This window comes from Bacteroides thetaiotaomicron VPI-5482 (assembly GCF_000011065.1).
GTDB lineage: Bacteria > Bacteroidota > Bacteroidia > Bacteroidales > Bacteroidaceae > Bacteroides > Bacteroides thetaiotaomicron.
This window is the reverse complement of sequence record NC_004663.1, coordinates 5,023,698-5,039,276: the sequence shown is the minus strand read 5'-3', so window position 1 is coordinate 5,039,276 and position 15,579 is coordinate 5,023,698. Positions and strand designations below refer to the sequence as shown.

Below are 15,579 nucleotides of genomic sequence, written 5' to 3'. Positions count from 1 at the left end.
ACTGCTATCTCCCCATCAAGCCTACTTCATCCGAGTCCTGATCCTACGCAACAAATACCGTATACTACCGGTATCTTTCTCTTATAGTGCCTTTATTGTTCCATTAAGACACCGATCTCTTTAGTTGTTCACGGCCGTGGCAAGCATTGTTCACGGTCGTGACAAGAGTTGATCACGGTCGTGACAAGAGTTGATCACAGCCATGAGCAGACCTGTTCACGGCCGTGAAGAGCTAAAGAGAACGGCACTCTATTCCTACTTTCCTTATAGGAAAAAGCAAGTATATAAGGAGCTGAAGAGAACATTAGCACTATCTTACGACTCATTACACCGCAGACAACAAACAAAAAGAAGAGTCATATCTACAAAAGAAGAGACTCCCTCTTTGGTATGCCAAAGAGAGAGTCTCCTCAATATATATACAGCTAAAGCAGTTTATTTATATTCCTGCCAGCTCTTAATCTGAATATCACTCAGTTTCAGTTCACAGAATGCTTCGATGAAAGCACTTGCCAGACGGGCATTGGTGATCAACGGAATGTTATGGTCGATAGCACCACGACGGATACGGTAACCATTCGTCAACTCACGTTTGCTGTGGTTCTTCGGAATGTTGACGATCAAGTCGAACTTATGGTCAGCGATCATCTTCATCACGTTGTTCTCAGCACCCGGTTTTTCATCCGGCCAGTAAACCGGAGTTGTTTCTACACCGTGAGCATTCAGGAATGCAGCCGTTCCGGCAGTAGCATAAATCTGATATCCCTTGGCAAACAGCATACGGCTCGCATCCAGCAAATCTACTTTAGACTTCATAGCACCGGAAGAGAACATCACCGCCTTTTCCGGAATCTTGAATCCTGTAGCGATCATTGCGTTCAGCAATGCTTCAGAGAAATCGTCGCCGATACAACCTACTTCACCGGTAGAAGACATATCCACGCCCAAAACAGGGTCAGCCTTGTGAAGACGGGAGAAAGAGAACTGAGAAGCTTTCACACCGATCCAGTCGATGTCGAACGCAGTCTTGTCCGGCTGGCTGTACGGAGCATCCAGCATGATGCGGGTAGCTGTTTCGATAAAGTTGCGTTTCAGCACCTTAGATACGAACGGGAAGCTACGGGAAGCACGCAGGTTACATTCAATTACCTTCACCTCGTTGTTGCGGGCAAGGAACTGGATGTTGAACGGACCGGAGATATTCAGTTCTTTAGCAATCTGACGGCTGATCTTCTTGATGCGGCGGGCAGTTGCAAAGTAAATCTTCTGTGCTGGGAATACCAGTGTAGCGTCACCGGAGTGTACACCGGCAAATTCTACGTGCTCGGAAATAGCGTATTCAACCACTTCACCGTTCTGAGCTACCGCGTCGAACTCAATTTCCTTTGTATTTTCGAGGAACTGAGAAACAACTACCGGATATTCTTTAGATACTTCGGCAGCCATCTTCAGGAAGTTTTCCAGTTCTTCGTCATCGTAGCAAACGTTCATAGCCGCACCCGAGAGTACGTAAGAAGGACGAACCAATACCGGATAACCTACTTTTTCTACAAATCCCTTCACTTCTTCAAGGCTGGTCAGTTCCATCCAAGCCGGCTGGTCGATGCCAAGCTGGTCGAGCATTGCCGAGAACTTGTTACGGTTTTCGGCACGGTCGATGGAAACCGGAGAAGTACCCAGTACAGGAACTGACTGGCGATACAACTTCATAGCCAGATTGTTCGGAATCTGTCCGCCTACGGATACGATCACACCGCGCGGTTGTTCAAGGTCGATCACGTCGAGTACACGTTCGAAAGAGAGTTCGTCGAAGTACAGACGGTCGCACATATCGTAGTCAGTAGAAACCGTTTCGGGGTTGTAGTTGATCATGATAGACTTGTAACCCAGTTTGCGGGCAGTCTGAACTGCGTTCACCGAGCACCAGTCAAATTCAACCGAGCTACCGATACGGTAAGCGCCCGAACCCAGTACGACTACTGATTTCTCATTCTTATAATAGTTTACATCGTAACCTTCTACTGCATAAGTCATATACAGATAGTTAGTCAGTTCCGGATGTTCGGAAGCAACAGTATTGATACGTTTTACTGCCGGAAGGATGCCCAGGGCTTTACGGTGAGCGCGTACTGCCAGATTTTCCTTTTCCATGTTGCCGGTCGGGTTCAGTACGAAGCGGGCAATCTGGAAATCAGAGAAACCAAGGATTTTAGCTTCGCGCATCACGTCAGCCGGAATATCTTCCACCTTATTATATGTAGACAGTTTCGCCTTGTAGTCAACAATGTTCTTCAGCTTGCCGAGGAACCAAGGATCGATCTTAGTCAGTTCGTGGATGCGGTCGATGGAATATCCTTCTTCCATAGCTTGTGCGATGGAGAAGATACGCAAGTCTGTCGGACGTGAAAGTTCCTTGTCAAGGTCGTCGAAGTGTACATCGTCATTACCGACAAAACCGTGCATGCCTTGTCCGATCATACGAAGACCTTTCTGGATGATTTCTTCGAAAGAGCGGCCGATAGACATGATTTCACCTACCGACTTCATGCTTGAACCGATTTCGCGGGATACACCGGCGAATTTCGTCAAGTCCCAACGAGGGATTTTACAGATATAGTAGTCCAGTTGCGGAGCAAGATATGCAGAGTTCGGAGTGCCCATTTCACCGATCTGGTCGAGTGAGTAACCCAATGCGATCTTGGCGGCAACGAATGCCAGCGGATAACCGGTAGCCTTGGATGCCAGCGCGGAAGAACGGCTCAGACGAGCATTTACTTCGATCACACGGTAGTCGTCCGTATCTGAGTTGAACGCATACTGGATGTTACATTCACCTACGATGCCGAGGTGACGGATACATTTCGCAGACAGTTCCTGCAACAGTTTCAGTTCTTTGTCGTCCAATGAGCAGGTCGGAGCTACTACGATAGATTCACCGGTGTGGATACCCAGCGGGTCGAAGTTTTCCATGCTGGCTACAGTGAAGCAGTGGTCGTTCGCGTCGCGGATCACTTCGAACTCGATTTCTTTCCAGCCTTTCAGAGATTCTTCTACCAGGATCTGCTTGGAGAAGGCGAAAGAGCTTTCGGCCAGTTTCAGGAATTCTTCTTCGTTAGCGCAGATACCGCTACCCAGACCTCCCAACGCGTAAGCCGAACGTACCATCACCGGATAACCGATCTTGCGGGCAGCAGCGATGGCATCCTCCATGCTTTCTACCGCCTGACTTACCGGAGTCTTCATATTGATTTCATCCAGTTTCTTCACGAACAGGTCACGGTCTTCCGTGTACATGATAGCTTCTACCGATGTACCGAGTACTTTCACTCCATATTTATCAAGAATACCTTGCGTGTACAGTTCGGCGCCGCAGTTCAATGCAGTCTGTCCGCCAAATGCCAGCAGGATGCCGTCGGGACGTTCTTTCTTGATAATCTCTTCTACGAAATAAGTAGTTACGGGAAGGAAATACACTTTATCGGCAATTCCTTCAGAAGTCTGAATGGTTGCGATGTTCGGGTTTACCAATACTGAGCTGATACCTTCTTCTTTCAAAGCTTTCAGTGCTTGTGAGCCTGAGTAGTCAAATTCTCCGGCTTGTCCGATTTTGAGTGCTCCAGAACCCAAAACGAGAACTTTCTTGATTTCCTTTTCCATTTCTTTTGTTGTTATAGTAAGTTGTTATTTCTAAGTTTTGCCAATAAAAAAAATGCGTTACCCTCGTAAAAGGATTAACGCATTACCAAAGAACTAAAATATCGTTTTTGGAGAAAAAAGAAGAAGGTTGTTGATTCCGGGTGGAAAACATCCGAATGTAGATAATACTTACTTCTTATTTCTTGTTGATTCATTGTCGATTTCAAAATTTGTGCAAAGTAACGACATATTTCTAAAACTACAAAGAATTTGAAGAAGAATATTCTCTTTTATTTGCTTTGTTACTGTGAAAACAGGCACCGTCCCCCTGCCATCTGATACCAAAAGCCAGCAATAGTAAGCATTAGTAACGAAGTAGCTCCATTTTGACGCATCTTTCATTTTTTATCCTTATCTTTGTCGCTAAATCTATTATAATAAGGTAACAACAATGGGAAAAGAAAAAATCATACTCACCGGTGACCGCCCTACCGGGAGACTTCATATCGGACACTATGTAGGTTCATTGAAGCGCAGAGTTGACCTGCAAGATGCAGGTGATTATAGTAAGATGTTTATCTTTATTGCCGATTCACAAGCGTTGACGGACAATATAGATAATCCGGAGAAGGTACGTCAAAATGTAATTGAGGTTGCTCTTGACTATCTGGCATGTGGAATAGACCCGTCCAAGGCTACCATCTTCATCCAGTCACAGATTCCGGAACTTTGCGAACTTAGTTTCTACTATATGGACCTCGTAAGCGTATCCCGCTTACAACGTAACCCGACTGTGAAATCAGAAATACAGATGCGTAACTTTGAGGCAAGCATCCCTGTAGGGTTCTTCACTTATCCTATCAGTCAGGCTGCGGACATTACTGCCTTCCGGGCAACCACCGTCCCCGTCGGTGAAGACCAGGAACCGATGCTCGAACAGGCTCGTGAAATCGTCCGCCGTTTCAACTATATCTATGGCGAAACGCTGGTAGAACCGGAAATCCTGTTGCCGGACAACGCTGCCTGCCTGCGTCTGCCGGGAACGGACGGCAAAGCCAAGATGAGTAAATCACTCGGCAACTGTATCTACCTGTCGGAAGAACCGGAAGAAATTCAGAAGAAAATCATGAGTATGTATACCGATCCGGGACACCTCCGCGTACAGGATCCGGGCAAGATTGAAGGTAATACCGTATTTACATACCTGGATGCTTTCTGCCGTCCGGAACACTTCGAACGCTATCTGCCGGATTATCCGAATCTGGATGAACTGAAAGCGCATTATCAACGCGGTGGACTGGGTGATGTGAAGGTAAAACGCTTCCTGAACGCTATCATGCAGGAAACACTGGAACCGATCCGCAATCGTCGTAAAGAGTTCAGCAAGGATATTCCTGCCGTTTACGAGATGCTACAAAAAGGATGCGAAGTAGCCAGAGCTGCCGCTGCCGAAACATTGGCGGATGTGAAGAAGGCTATGAAGATCAACTATTTCGATGACAAAGAACTGATTGAAGAGCAGGTGAAACGCTTCGCGGCTTCACAGGAATAAAGATAATAAAGACGAATATAATAAAGTAAAGGCTGCCGTCCACTTTCGAACAGGCAGCCTTTACTTTATTATATAGTCTGCTCAATCAGTTTCATCTTCATCATTTTTAAAGAGTACGTCTTTTAGTTTCTGATAAAGGAATGAGAGGATCAGCAGGATCAATCCTAAAATGATAAATACAATGATCTTACCGATTGTTGGCATTGCCCATAAGTCTTTCAGAATCAGCTTCAACAGGACGATTCCAAAAGTTGAAAGACTGATGATTCGCAGTACTTTCTGATGCAGACGCATACCCAGTGCCATTTGAATAAATCCTGCGATACTCAGTGAAACGGAGAAGCCGGCATCGAAATCTTCTACTCCTGCTTGCAGGAGGAAAGAACGTGCCATCGTCAGCCAAAGGAAGAGCGCCAAGACATTCAGATAAACGGTGAAAGGAGTTTTCAATCCTATTAATGTATAGTATTGACGGGCAACGTAGTACAGATTAGCTATAACAAACGCTGCCGCAAACCATCGGAGCAAAGCAGGAGTCAGGCTCGTGTATACCCACTGGTCTCCCCATATATTGATCACATAGATCAGCACGTTCATTCCCATAGCTGTCAGATAAGGGATTGTGTATTGTTTTATCGGGAAGCGCTTTTTGAAAGTATAGCTAAGGATAAAGATGGCAGCAGAAGTAAACGCCAGCATCATTCCGCTTCTTGTAGCTCCTGCCAAGTGCAAGGCAAACTCTGCCATAAATGTATAATAGAGGATGGCGGCAGCAGCAAGAAGCATGATCGAATTCCAGGGAGTGTATCTCAGATAACGGGCTTCGGTAAAGAGAGAACGGTAACGCCCCATCAGTAAAGCGAATGCTCCGGTGGCCAGACCGACAAACAGGGAAGTAGCAAAAGAACTGTTCAGGAAAATGGTTTCGGAGGAGGAAGAGGTCATCAGTACATTATATATATCCATCAGATATGAAACAAGGGTCAGTCCCATCAATACCTGTGTTGCACGTTCGTATACTCCAATCTTCGATTTTACGTAAAGCCATAACAGCAGCACCATTTCCGCTGCCCAGAACAGCGTGATATAATTTCCATCCAGCTGAATAGGTATAGTGATGGAGACAAATGTCAGTACCAGTCCCAACATCGCATAAATGAGGAACTTATAATCTTTCTTGCTCATCCGTAGCCAGATGACTAAAACTAAATTGATGATAGCGATCAATAAACTCAGTAATCCTTCCGATTTAAACGGCAGTCCCATATTACGCAGGAACAGGATTCCTAATAACAGATAAATGAAATTGTTGGTTATGATGACCAGCAGCAATCCCCTGTTCTTTTTCACGGCTTCTATCCGGAGTATCGATAATATCGGCAGGAGGAAGATGAAATAAAACAGCGTCGCAAAGATGAAGAGATGGACGGAAATATGTGTCGATCCTGTAGTAAAGCCTGTCAACAGGAAGATTCCCATTACCACATAAGTAAAAACAAATGCAATCACCGGAAGTTCTCCCCATTTCATATAGATGGACAGTCCGAACATTCCAAGATTCAAGATACTCATATAAGTGAACAGTACCAAGTAGTTACCATTCCCGGTGCTAACAAGGAAAGGTGCCAGAAATCCCCCGACAAGTGAGATGATAGCCAGTTCGCGCCTGTCATACAGAATGGACAGGATAGACATGAACAGCGTTGTAGCTATCAGAATAATAAAGGCGACCGTCTGAGGGAAAAGGTGATAAAAATGAAAGGCAATGGCGACCGTGAGATAGAAAACGGCAAAGGCGCCACCCGCAAGCAAGGAGCTGAATGTGCGGTACTTCTTTTGCAGGCGTTCGGCAACCACCAGCAATGCGGAGCCGGTCAGGAAACCAAGTACGGTACGCAATGTTTCGTTAATCCAGTCTTTATCAATGGCATATTTTACAAAGAAGCCGACTCCGATGACGAATACAAGAATACCAATCTTACCGAAAAGATTTTCACCGATAAACTTTTCATAATTAACCTGCTTCCGTTTGGAAACAGACGGTATTTCGAGAGGAGCCTCTGGAGAAGTTTCCTGCAAAGTGGCCTCAGCAGATTCTTTTTCAAGGGAAGCATTTAATTTCTGCGGTGTAGTTTCCGCCATAATGGGCTGTATGCCTTCAACAGCTTTTTCTTCGACAGCTTTCTCTTCCTTCAAGGCTGTCACTGTCGAATCGGGCAATTCTTCTGTTACATAAGGCAGTATATCCGTATTGTCCAAAGTCTCTGCCGTTACATCCTCTTTGGCCCTTACAGGGCCGGAAGCCATTTTCTCCTGAGCTTTGAGCAGGTCGTCCATTCGTTTCTTTATCTCGCCAAGCTCTTTGTCTACCTTGCCGAACCGGCTTTCAAACTTTTGCAGCAGAACAAAAAACAACACTGCAGCAAGCAATGCACATGTGCCATAAAGTTCACCCATAATGTTCTATATTTGAGTTATGTATCACAAATATAGAACATTTTAATTACAAATGGGCAAAACCGACAAGATATAGCATATTATTGAACATCTTCCGAAGCAGATCTTGCTTTCCGGAATTCATCTACCCAATAGGCAGTTCTTATCAAATAGTAATCATCAGCCAATGGTTTATAATCCAAATATTCAAAAGCATCGCACTTCTTTGAGACAGCCGGCTCTATCTGAGTTCCTTCATGCCATTCATTGAAAGACGTAATCGAAATATAAGAAGCACCGCTTTCTATGGCAGCTTTATACATATCATCGTAATATTTTCCATTCTCACGGTCTCGGGTGGTACTTCCGTTCCAAGGACGAATCCGGGTATCAATATATCCCGGACCGACACTCGGAATAAACAATTTATTATGTGCCTTTGCCCATTGCTGCATGGATTTCCAGTTGGCCGGAGTAGAAGCATTTGTGAAACCTGTTGCGGCAAAGTAAGTGTAAAAGCCATCCATGCACGCTGTCTCAATGTCGGGCAACTCGCTTTCCTTCAATGTCAGACCAATAAAAAGACCGTCGTACTTGGTATTACGCACACTTATCTCTCCCCCGGCAGCAAACAACTTCGCCCACTCGGCAGGTTTGATCAGATAAGAATCATAGATAAAGAAAAGAGGTTTGCCGTGCGTACGGTAAAAAGCCGGATGATCACCATAAGTATCCACTATATATTGAATATTCTCCCTTACCGTTTGCGGGCTGCGTCCATTAAAAGGCTCTATATGAAAGCACACCTTTGCCCCTACTTTTGCAGCCTCATCCAGCAGGAGAGACACACTTTGGTTGCCATAATCGCTTTCTCCCCACCAAGTGACAGACAGTACACCGACATTCGCTTTTATATGCATCCGGATATGTTTCCGAATGATTTCAGGATCATTGCTGCTGTACGTTCCGAGCTCCGGATAAAAATTACAGGCGATGTCATCATTAAGTCCGGATATGGCACCGACATCTCCCGAATGTCCCGGAGCAAGGGCTATCGGGTGCATCCAGTGCTTCATTTCTCCATCCACTGACGGATTTCCATACCAATTATAATAAAAACTGATCGTATGGTCATCCAACGTAATGTTTGCCGCATCCAAATCGTGTTCACCGTTCATTTTCTTTTTGTTACCGTTACAGCCGGCACACAGAAATAATGCCAATAAAACAAAAACAAGTTCTTTCCTCATGTTCGTTTGTTTAAGAAAGTAGTCCCAAAGCCAGCTATCCGACGGCCTTGGGAACTACCCGGTTCGTAAAACAATTATCTATTCTCTACCCATTGAAAATCTCCGATCAGCCTGGCTGAGAATTTGCCCGTCAGATCTTTGATGTTATTGTTATCCGAAACAGTCTTATTCAATGTCCATCCGCATACCAGATCCGATTCGCTTCCAGTCACGGATTCCGGAGTATCCATCAGATGTTGTATTTCGGCCTGTGTCTTCGCCGATTTCCAGATATGCAGATGACGCATACATCCATTGGTGCTCTTTTCTCCGATACGGTTGGCAGTTGCGCTAAGCCCGGTAAAGGCAACCATAGCCACTTCCTTATCATTCGGAGTATATGGCAAACGGTCATCCCGGCCTCTTTCCGACAACATCAACTGACCGTTGACGTAAATCTTGGTCATCACCGGAATTCCGTCTCTGACTTCTCCGTCCACTCCGTTCTCGTTAGTGACAACTGCCACATGAACCCACTGATTTAGTGTGCTGAATGAGAAGCCCGGTTCAAACAAGTCACTATAGCCTATACCATACGTCATACGTAATCTGCCGAAGTGACTGTTTACCGCCCATCCTTTACGCTCGTGATCTTTCGTATCATCATCCGTGAAGGTGGAAAGCAAGAATACAAAGCTATTGAGATATTCGTCCACATCTGTCAGCTTCACCCAGAACTCGACTGTGAATGCTTGTTGCCCCTGCTCGCCAAAAGCTGAATACTCCGGATGAACACCAAAATCAATGTATCCGCCATTCTTTCCGTTGACCAACAGTTCAGCGGCAACCGGTAAAAAGTCTTCGGTACGTCTGGTCGCTCTGAAGTTCTTCTCTATCTGGTTAGCTTCACGGATAATGCGGTCGGCTTCACTGTCAGCCAACTTTTTGTTTCCTTCTTTCAGTTTAGCGATCGTTTCCTCCAGATAAACAATTTCATCATCCAGCATGGCTTTACTGGATACCGGATAGTTATCTTTCAGTTCGCCATATGTAGCTCCATCCCGCAGCGCAGTCAGGTTAGTCACCAATGTACTGAAGCGCTCTATGAAGATTTCGGTCTTGTCCGTTTCCGTCGGCCAGCCGCTATTGTCATCATCATCAGAACAAGAAGTAAATGCCAGCATCTGAAGCATCATAAACACTATCACTACCCAATTATATAAATAGTTATTTTTCATATCTATCCTGTATTTTCTGTTTCGTATCATTCTAATTCAATCCACCTATAGTCTCCGACCAGCTTTGCCGTATACTTTCCGGTCAAGTCTTTAATTTCCTGGTCGTCAAGCGCCATCTTCGCGAAAGTCCATCCGCAAACCAAATCGTCCTCTTCGCCCGTCACATTCTCCGGATGCTCCATCAACCGGCGGATTTCATCCTGAGTCTTGGCGGTACGCCAGATATGCAGATGTTTCATACTTCCGTTAGCACCTTTATCACCGATACGGTTGCCTGTAGCACTCATGCCGCCAAATGCCACCATCGGGACATTGCTGTCGTTAGAAGCATACGGTTTGGAAGCATCCTGATGAGAGGTGGTCGAAAGTTTCAGTTCACCGTTCATATACATTTTGGTCATGACAGGTCTGCCTCCATTCATCTCGCCGTCTACTCCGGTTTCATCCGTCACCACAGCCAAGTGTACCCACTCATTAACGGTGGCAAATCCGAAGGCAGGTTCCATCAGGTCATTAAAGCCCATTCCGTATGTCATACGCATGTTGTTGCCACCATAGTTGTAGCTATTCACGCACCAGCCTTTGCGTTCGTGATTGTTCGTATCATCATCCGTAAAGGTAGAGATCAGATAGAAGAAGCCTTCTACATCCTTCAGCTTTACCCAAAACTCAACAGTAAATGCCTGCTTGCCAACTTCACCGAATGTGGAATACTCCGGATGAGCGCCAAAGTCAATATATCCGCCATTCTTTCCGCTTACTTCCAGCTCTGCCGGAACCAGTAAGTCTTCCGTCCGGACAGTCGCCTTAAACTCGGCTATCTTTTCGTCCGATTCTTTCAGCAGTCTGGCTGTCTCTTCGGGAATCCGAGCTTCCGCCACTCCCGCTTCTTTTATCGTCTGAAGGAAATCTTTCAGCTTGGCTATCGCATCTTCCAGAATCGCCCGGCTTGTTTCAGGATACATTCCTTCCCGAAGCCCGAACTGGGATTCAGCCTGCAGGTCGGTCAACACTTTTATCTTCTTGCCTATCTGTTCACGATACTCATATACCTTCACTCCTTCTCCGTCATCATCCGAACATGAGTAGCAGATACCCATAGCGAAAGCCGAAAGAAAGACTATAACCAGTAACCGGATACTATATCTATTTTTCATATCTCATTTGTTTTAGATTCGTTTATAATTCCTTTAATAAATACCGCCTTCTTCTATGTACTTCCTGATAGAAGCGGCCAAATCCATCGGGAGCATAAATTCATACGTATCCGGACAATCCTGTTCAACCCGTTCGAGTTCCTTGATCAGTCTCTCGTACACTACCACTTTATTTCCTTCAAATCCGTAATAGTTGGTCAACAGATAGACATGCCGGAATAAAGGACGCCGCGGGCTGGGAGATACAGACATCAGATCACGGTATACGTCTCCATTATTGCGGCACATAGTCCCCTGATCAATACGCACCACGCCATCTACCAATTTGTAAGATGAGCCTGTGGTATGTGTCCGGTTAGATCCGTCCATAATCGCATCGACAGCCTTGCTCTTCATGTATTGTTCGAAATACATCTGCTCGTCTGTATTCCAGAGATGCGCCGTGTGGAAACCGGCAGTGGATAACCACTTCTTGTTCATTTCCAACCATTCCGCATATTTACCGCTCTGCGCATAATAATCACCATAGATAAACTGGAAACCGGAAGGCCCTGCCGTCAATTCATCGTTCGGAGTCATATTCTTATAGTAAAATTCAAGTAGCTTCGGATTCAATTCCTGCAAGCCTGCCGCCAAAGTCACTCCTACCGGAACTTCGCCTCTGCGCTTTCCTTCCTTGAATATCTGATAAAGAGAATTTGCATCGAACTGAATATTGTCTCCGTCACTCAGACTGATAGCGACATATATCTTACCCGGCTTCACTTCTCCGGCTATCCCTTTACGCTGCTGGAAGGCTTTGCTCGGGAAACTGCACCAATAACTGCCATTCGCATAATAGTCACTCACTACAAATCCTGCATTATGGATGTTGGTAATCTTATTCAGTTCGTCGCCATTGGCATTCATTCCATAACCAAATACCGAAGAACCCACCGGATAAGATCCGCTATTGAAGATATTATCCATGATCTGTTTGTCATCTCCATTAGAGTCGTCCAACCAGAAGACAAAGCCTTTAGAAGCAGCTACGTAATCGTACATTCTCCACGGATTATCTTTATAATCACTCCGCAATCCACCGGAGAAAGTTAGCTTCGGATGGCATTTGTCGGCATAGTGCGCTATCGCCCAGCCATAAGCTTCTGCCTTTGATGACCATTGGTTACGTATATCCCTAACTTCCAGATTTCCTATTCCCAGCTCATCCTCTATAAACTTTCTCATGGATTCCGTAACCGGAATGCCTTTCTCCTGTGACGAAATCATCTGTGCCATACTCCATGACCAAGGCTGATTCTCATCCCAGACTACCAGGCAGTTGAAGCGGTCTTTATACATATTATATAATGCCGCAAAGCCTCTGTTGCGGGAAGTATTCGCCAAAGGCTGCATCTCATACTGCACTTCGGCATCATCCAGCTGCGTCAAATCCTGCTGTAACCAGATCAGATAAGTCAGTGCCTGTTCCTGGTTAATCACTCCCTGCATGACAGCAGTGGTCAGCTTCGATATATTTTCGTCATCACGAATATCGAATACATTCACTTTCGCCACCGGCTGATTCTTAAAGAACATACCACTTTGAGGAGTCGCATCACTATGATAATCCATCAAAGGATGCAGCTTTTGCGCCCAGTTCTTCACCAGACGGGCAGTCACTCCGGCAGACATCTCTCCGGTCGTTCTGACAACTTTCATTTCATATCGGTAAGACAACAGGCTATTGTCCGTAATCGCAAATTCCGCGCTCTGCACTCCTTTGGCAACCGTCTGTTGCTCATTAGTCTGCAAATCCTTTACCTGCACCTCCTTGATATCCGTAATATAAGGATCAATCCAGGTGACCACTGCTTTTCCATTGATCTCCTCCACACGGGGAGTACGGACTTCATTTCCTCTTTCGGCCGTTGTTCCAAATTCATCGTCATCCTCGCTGCAACCGAACATTGAAAAGGAAAAGATAAATAAAAACGACCATAGACTGGTGAGTACAATCATCTTTTTCATTGTGTTATATTTTAGATTTTAATATTATTATTCTGACTTTATTCCGGCAAACTCTCTGAAGAGGGCGGCACGGCATCCGAAGCTATCCCCCACTTCTTATTGGGCTTATCTCCCATCTGCAAAACCAGACGTCCGCCGTTTTGAATATCCGCATGGCTGAACCACGGCTTATTCCACGGCGTTCCATTCAAGGTAGCCGACTGGATGTACTTATGGTCCGGCGCATAATTCTCCGCTATGATCTCAAAATAATGTCCGTCACCTACCTCCATCTTTGCGGATTGGAATACCGGACTGCCGATATTATAAGTTGGAGAACCGGGAGTTACCGGATAAAAGCCCATCATGGAGAATACCACAAATGCAGTCATTCCACCTCCGTCTTCATCACCGGGAACGCCCATCAAGTCATTACGGAACCACTGGTTCAGCAAAACGCGAATCCTTTTTTGTGTCATCCACGGCTGACCGGCATAGTTATACAAATAAGGAATATGCAGACAAGGTTCATTTGCCATAGAGAACTGGCCGACATTACCGGTATGGTCCGGCAACTGATGATAGAAATCAAACTTGCTCCGCCCCAACGGTTCATTGAATGTCTGATTCAATCTCTCGATAAATGAAGCCTGTCCACCCATCAAGGCAATCAAATCCGCCGGATTGTGCTGCACATCCCAACGATAGATCCAACCGTTGTTTTCACCATAATAGCCACGTGCCCCCTGTCCTCCCGAATATCGATAGTCAAACGGTTCGATAAACTTTCCGTCCTTGTTCTTGGGATGAAAGAAACCCGTTTCCGCATTATAAACATTCCGGTACGTATAAGACATCCTCATAAACTTCTTATAGTCATCGGTCTTGTTTAATGTTCTGGCTATCTGTGCCAGACACCAATTATCGTAACAGTTACCCAACATAACCGCAACCGCTTGTCGTCTCTCGAACGAATGAACAGCCTTGCAAGTTTCTTCTTCGCCAGGGTTCAGTGCAGGGAAAAATCCTTTTTCCTGATAGAACTTATCGAGCTCCGTCAACGGACATCTCAGCCAGGGCAACAACGTTTTTTCTGTAATCGCTCCTTTGCAGGCTTCATAAGCAGCCTCCAGATCAAAGTCTTTCAATCCTTTGCAATAAGCATCCCAGATAACTGCCACTGCATGATTGCCATTCATCCGGTGACTGTCTCCGGTCACCTCGGGGAAGGTAGGCATCCATCTTCTGTCCGACTGTTCTGCCATCCGTATATATGAACGAATCATATCGAGTTCCTTCTGCGGTTCTATCAAGATACGCAACGGATGTGTAGCCCGGTAAGTATCCCATATCCAGTCATCTGTATAAAAAGGTACTCCGCCATCTTCATGAATCTTGCCATCGAAAGCACTGTAATATTTCCCGTCCTCCGAAAGATTGATCATGCGTTCGTAGGTACGATAAAGGGAAGTGTAGAAGATTTCTTTTTCGTCTTCCGAACCGCCTTCTATCACAATCTTGCCCAATGTCTTGTTCCATATCCTGCGTCCGGCATCCGCCACCGCCTTTACATCATAGGTGGTGATGTCACGTTGCAGATTCTTCTTTGCCTGCTCGGCACTGATAAAGGAAATTCCGTAACGTAGATTCAGGTTCTTCTCGCTTCCATAATACAAAGCGATGGCACTGCCTTCCTTACTTTCCATATCAACTTTTCCATCTGCCAGTACCCCTTTGCGTAAAGGTAGTTGACTGGTTTCGAGATACAGATAGATTTTGGTAGGAGTGTTGTCAATAACCTGATAGCCACTGACTCCTTTTTCTTCAGCGACCAGCTTTCCGTTCTTCGTATTCACCACCAGAGCATTATCACCTTCCGTCCCAAAACTGATATGATAAATACCAGCCTGATGTGAAGGGGCATACTCAACCTGTATATCAGCCTCATCCAGGTATACGGAATAACTATAGGGGGTAATATTCTCCAAATCATAGGAGTAAGATACAATCGGTCGGGATACCTCTCCCTGCACCGGACTCAGGTTAAAAGCCGAGCTGCCTCTATGACTGGTCACCACGACCGGAAGGCCGTTTACCCTGTCCGATGTATAGTCTCCCCTTTCCGGATAGACCCTGAGCATCGAGTTCGGCAGATGTACGGTTGGGTAAGTAGGCACCAGCAGATGGCTGATATTGCCGATATATGGATTTACATAATCGACAAAGTCTTTCGTGGGCGTCTGATCCGTATGGGTACACGAAAAAAACGCCATCGCCATCAAACAGGAGCCGACTGTTCTTTTTATATTCAATCTGTTCATCATCATTCTATATGAATATGT

8 protein-coding genes are annotated in these 15,579 nt (G+C 45.5%); 1 reads left to right on the top strand and 7 read right to left on the bottom strand.

Features of this window, described 5'->3' with window-relative positions; all coding sequences use genetic code 11:
• Positions 1–435 precede the first annotated feature (435 nt).
• Positions 436–3,657, bottom strand: coding sequence for a carbamoyl-phosphate synthase (glutamine-hydrolyzing) large subunit (gene carB / locus BT_RS19520; protein ID WP_011109000.1), 3,222 nt, complete (start codon positions 3,655–3,657; stop codon positions 436–438).
• Between the two features lie 430 nt (positions 3,658–4,087).
• Here carB and trpS point away from each other — a divergent pair, with 430 nt between their 5' ends.
• The gene (gene trpS / locus BT_RS19510) at positions 4,088–5,188 is read left to right on the top strand and encodes a tryptophan--tRNA ligase (protein ID WP_008760790.1); all 1,101 of its coding nucleotides are present in this window, start codon (positions 4,088–4,090) and stop codon (positions 5,186–5,188) included.
• An 81-nt stretch (positions 5,189–5,269) separates the two neighbouring features.
• Here the strand turns inward: trpS and BT_RS19505 are convergent, their stop codons facing one another.
• The 6 genes from BT_RS19505 to BT_RS19480 form a co-directional block, all read right to left on the bottom strand.
• Positions 5,270–7,645 carry a DUF2339 domain-containing protein gene (locus BT_RS19505; protein ID WP_008764135.1) on the bottom strand — a complete coding sequence of 792 codons (2,376 nt, stop codon included), beginning with the start codon at positions 7,643–7,645 and terminating at the stop codon, positions 5,270–5,272.
• A gap of 80 nt (positions 7,646–7,725) precedes the next feature.
• Positions 7,726–8,874: an endo-alpha-mannosidase gene (locus BT_RS19500; RefSeq protein ID WP_011108998.1), complete on the bottom strand. Its 1,149-nt coding sequence runs from the start codon at positions 8,872–8,874 to the stop codon at positions 7,726–7,728.
• A gap of 74 nt (positions 8,875–8,948) precedes the next feature.
• The gene (locus BT_RS19495) at positions 8,949–10,091 is read right to left on the bottom strand and encodes a DUF4972 domain-containing protein (RefSeq protein ID WP_008764133.1); all 1,143 of its coding nucleotides are present in this window, start codon (positions 10,089–10,091) and stop codon (positions 8,949–8,951) included.
• 26 nt (positions 10,092–10,117) lie between these two features.
• Positions 10,118–11,248, bottom strand: a complete 1,131-nt coding sequence (locus BT_RS19490; protein WP_008764132.1) for a DUF4972 domain-containing protein — start codon at positions 11,246–11,248, stop codon at positions 10,118–10,120.
• Positions 11,249–11,281: 33 nt separating this feature from the next.
• Positions 11,282–13,258 (bottom strand): GxGYxYP domain-containing protein, encoded by a 1,977-nt coding sequence (locus tag BT_RS19485; RefSeq protein ID WP_008760786.1) that lies wholly within the window; start codon positions 13,256–13,258, stop codon positions 11,282–11,284.
• Positions 13,259–13,296: 38 nt separating this feature from the next.
• Positions 13,297–15,564 carry a GH92 family glycosyl hydrolase gene (locus tag BT_RS19480; RefSeq protein WP_011108997.1) on the bottom strand — a complete coding sequence of 756 codons (2,268 nt, stop codon included), beginning with the start codon at positions 15,562–15,564 and terminating at the stop codon, positions 13,297–13,299.
• Positions 15,565–15,579 lie beyond the last annotated feature (15 nt).

Coding starts and splice junctions, on each gene's coding strand:
- BT_RS19505 (WP_008764135.1), bottom strand. CDS start 7,645: ATGGGTGAACTTTATGGCACATGTGCATTGCTTGCTGCAGTGTTGTTT.
- BT_RS19495 (WP_008764133.1), bottom strand. CDS start 10,091: ATGAAAAATAACTATTTATATAATTGGGTAGTGATAGTGTTTATGATG.
- BT_RS19480 (WP_011108997.1), bottom strand. CDS start 15,564: ATGATGATGAACAGATTGAATATAAAAAGAACAGTCGGCTCCTGTTTG.
- carB (WP_011109000.1), bottom strand. CDS start 3,657: ATGGAAAAGGAAATCAAGAAAGTTCTCGTTTTGGGTTCTGGAGCACTC.
- BT_RS19485 (WP_008760786.1), bottom strand. CDS start 13,258: ATGAAAAAGATGATTGTACTCACCAGTCTATGGTCGTTTTTATTTATC.
- BT_RS19490 (WP_008764132.1), bottom strand. CDS start 11,248: ATGAAAAATAGATATAGTATCCGGTTACTGGTTATAGTCTTTCTTTCG.
- trpS (WP_008760790.1), top strand. CDS start 4,088: ATGGGAAAAGAAAAAATCATACTCACCGGTGACCGCCCTACCGGGAGA.
- BT_RS19500 (WP_011108998.1), bottom strand. CDS start 8,874: ATGAGGAAAGAACTTGTTTTTGTTTTATTGGCATTATTTCTGTGTGCC.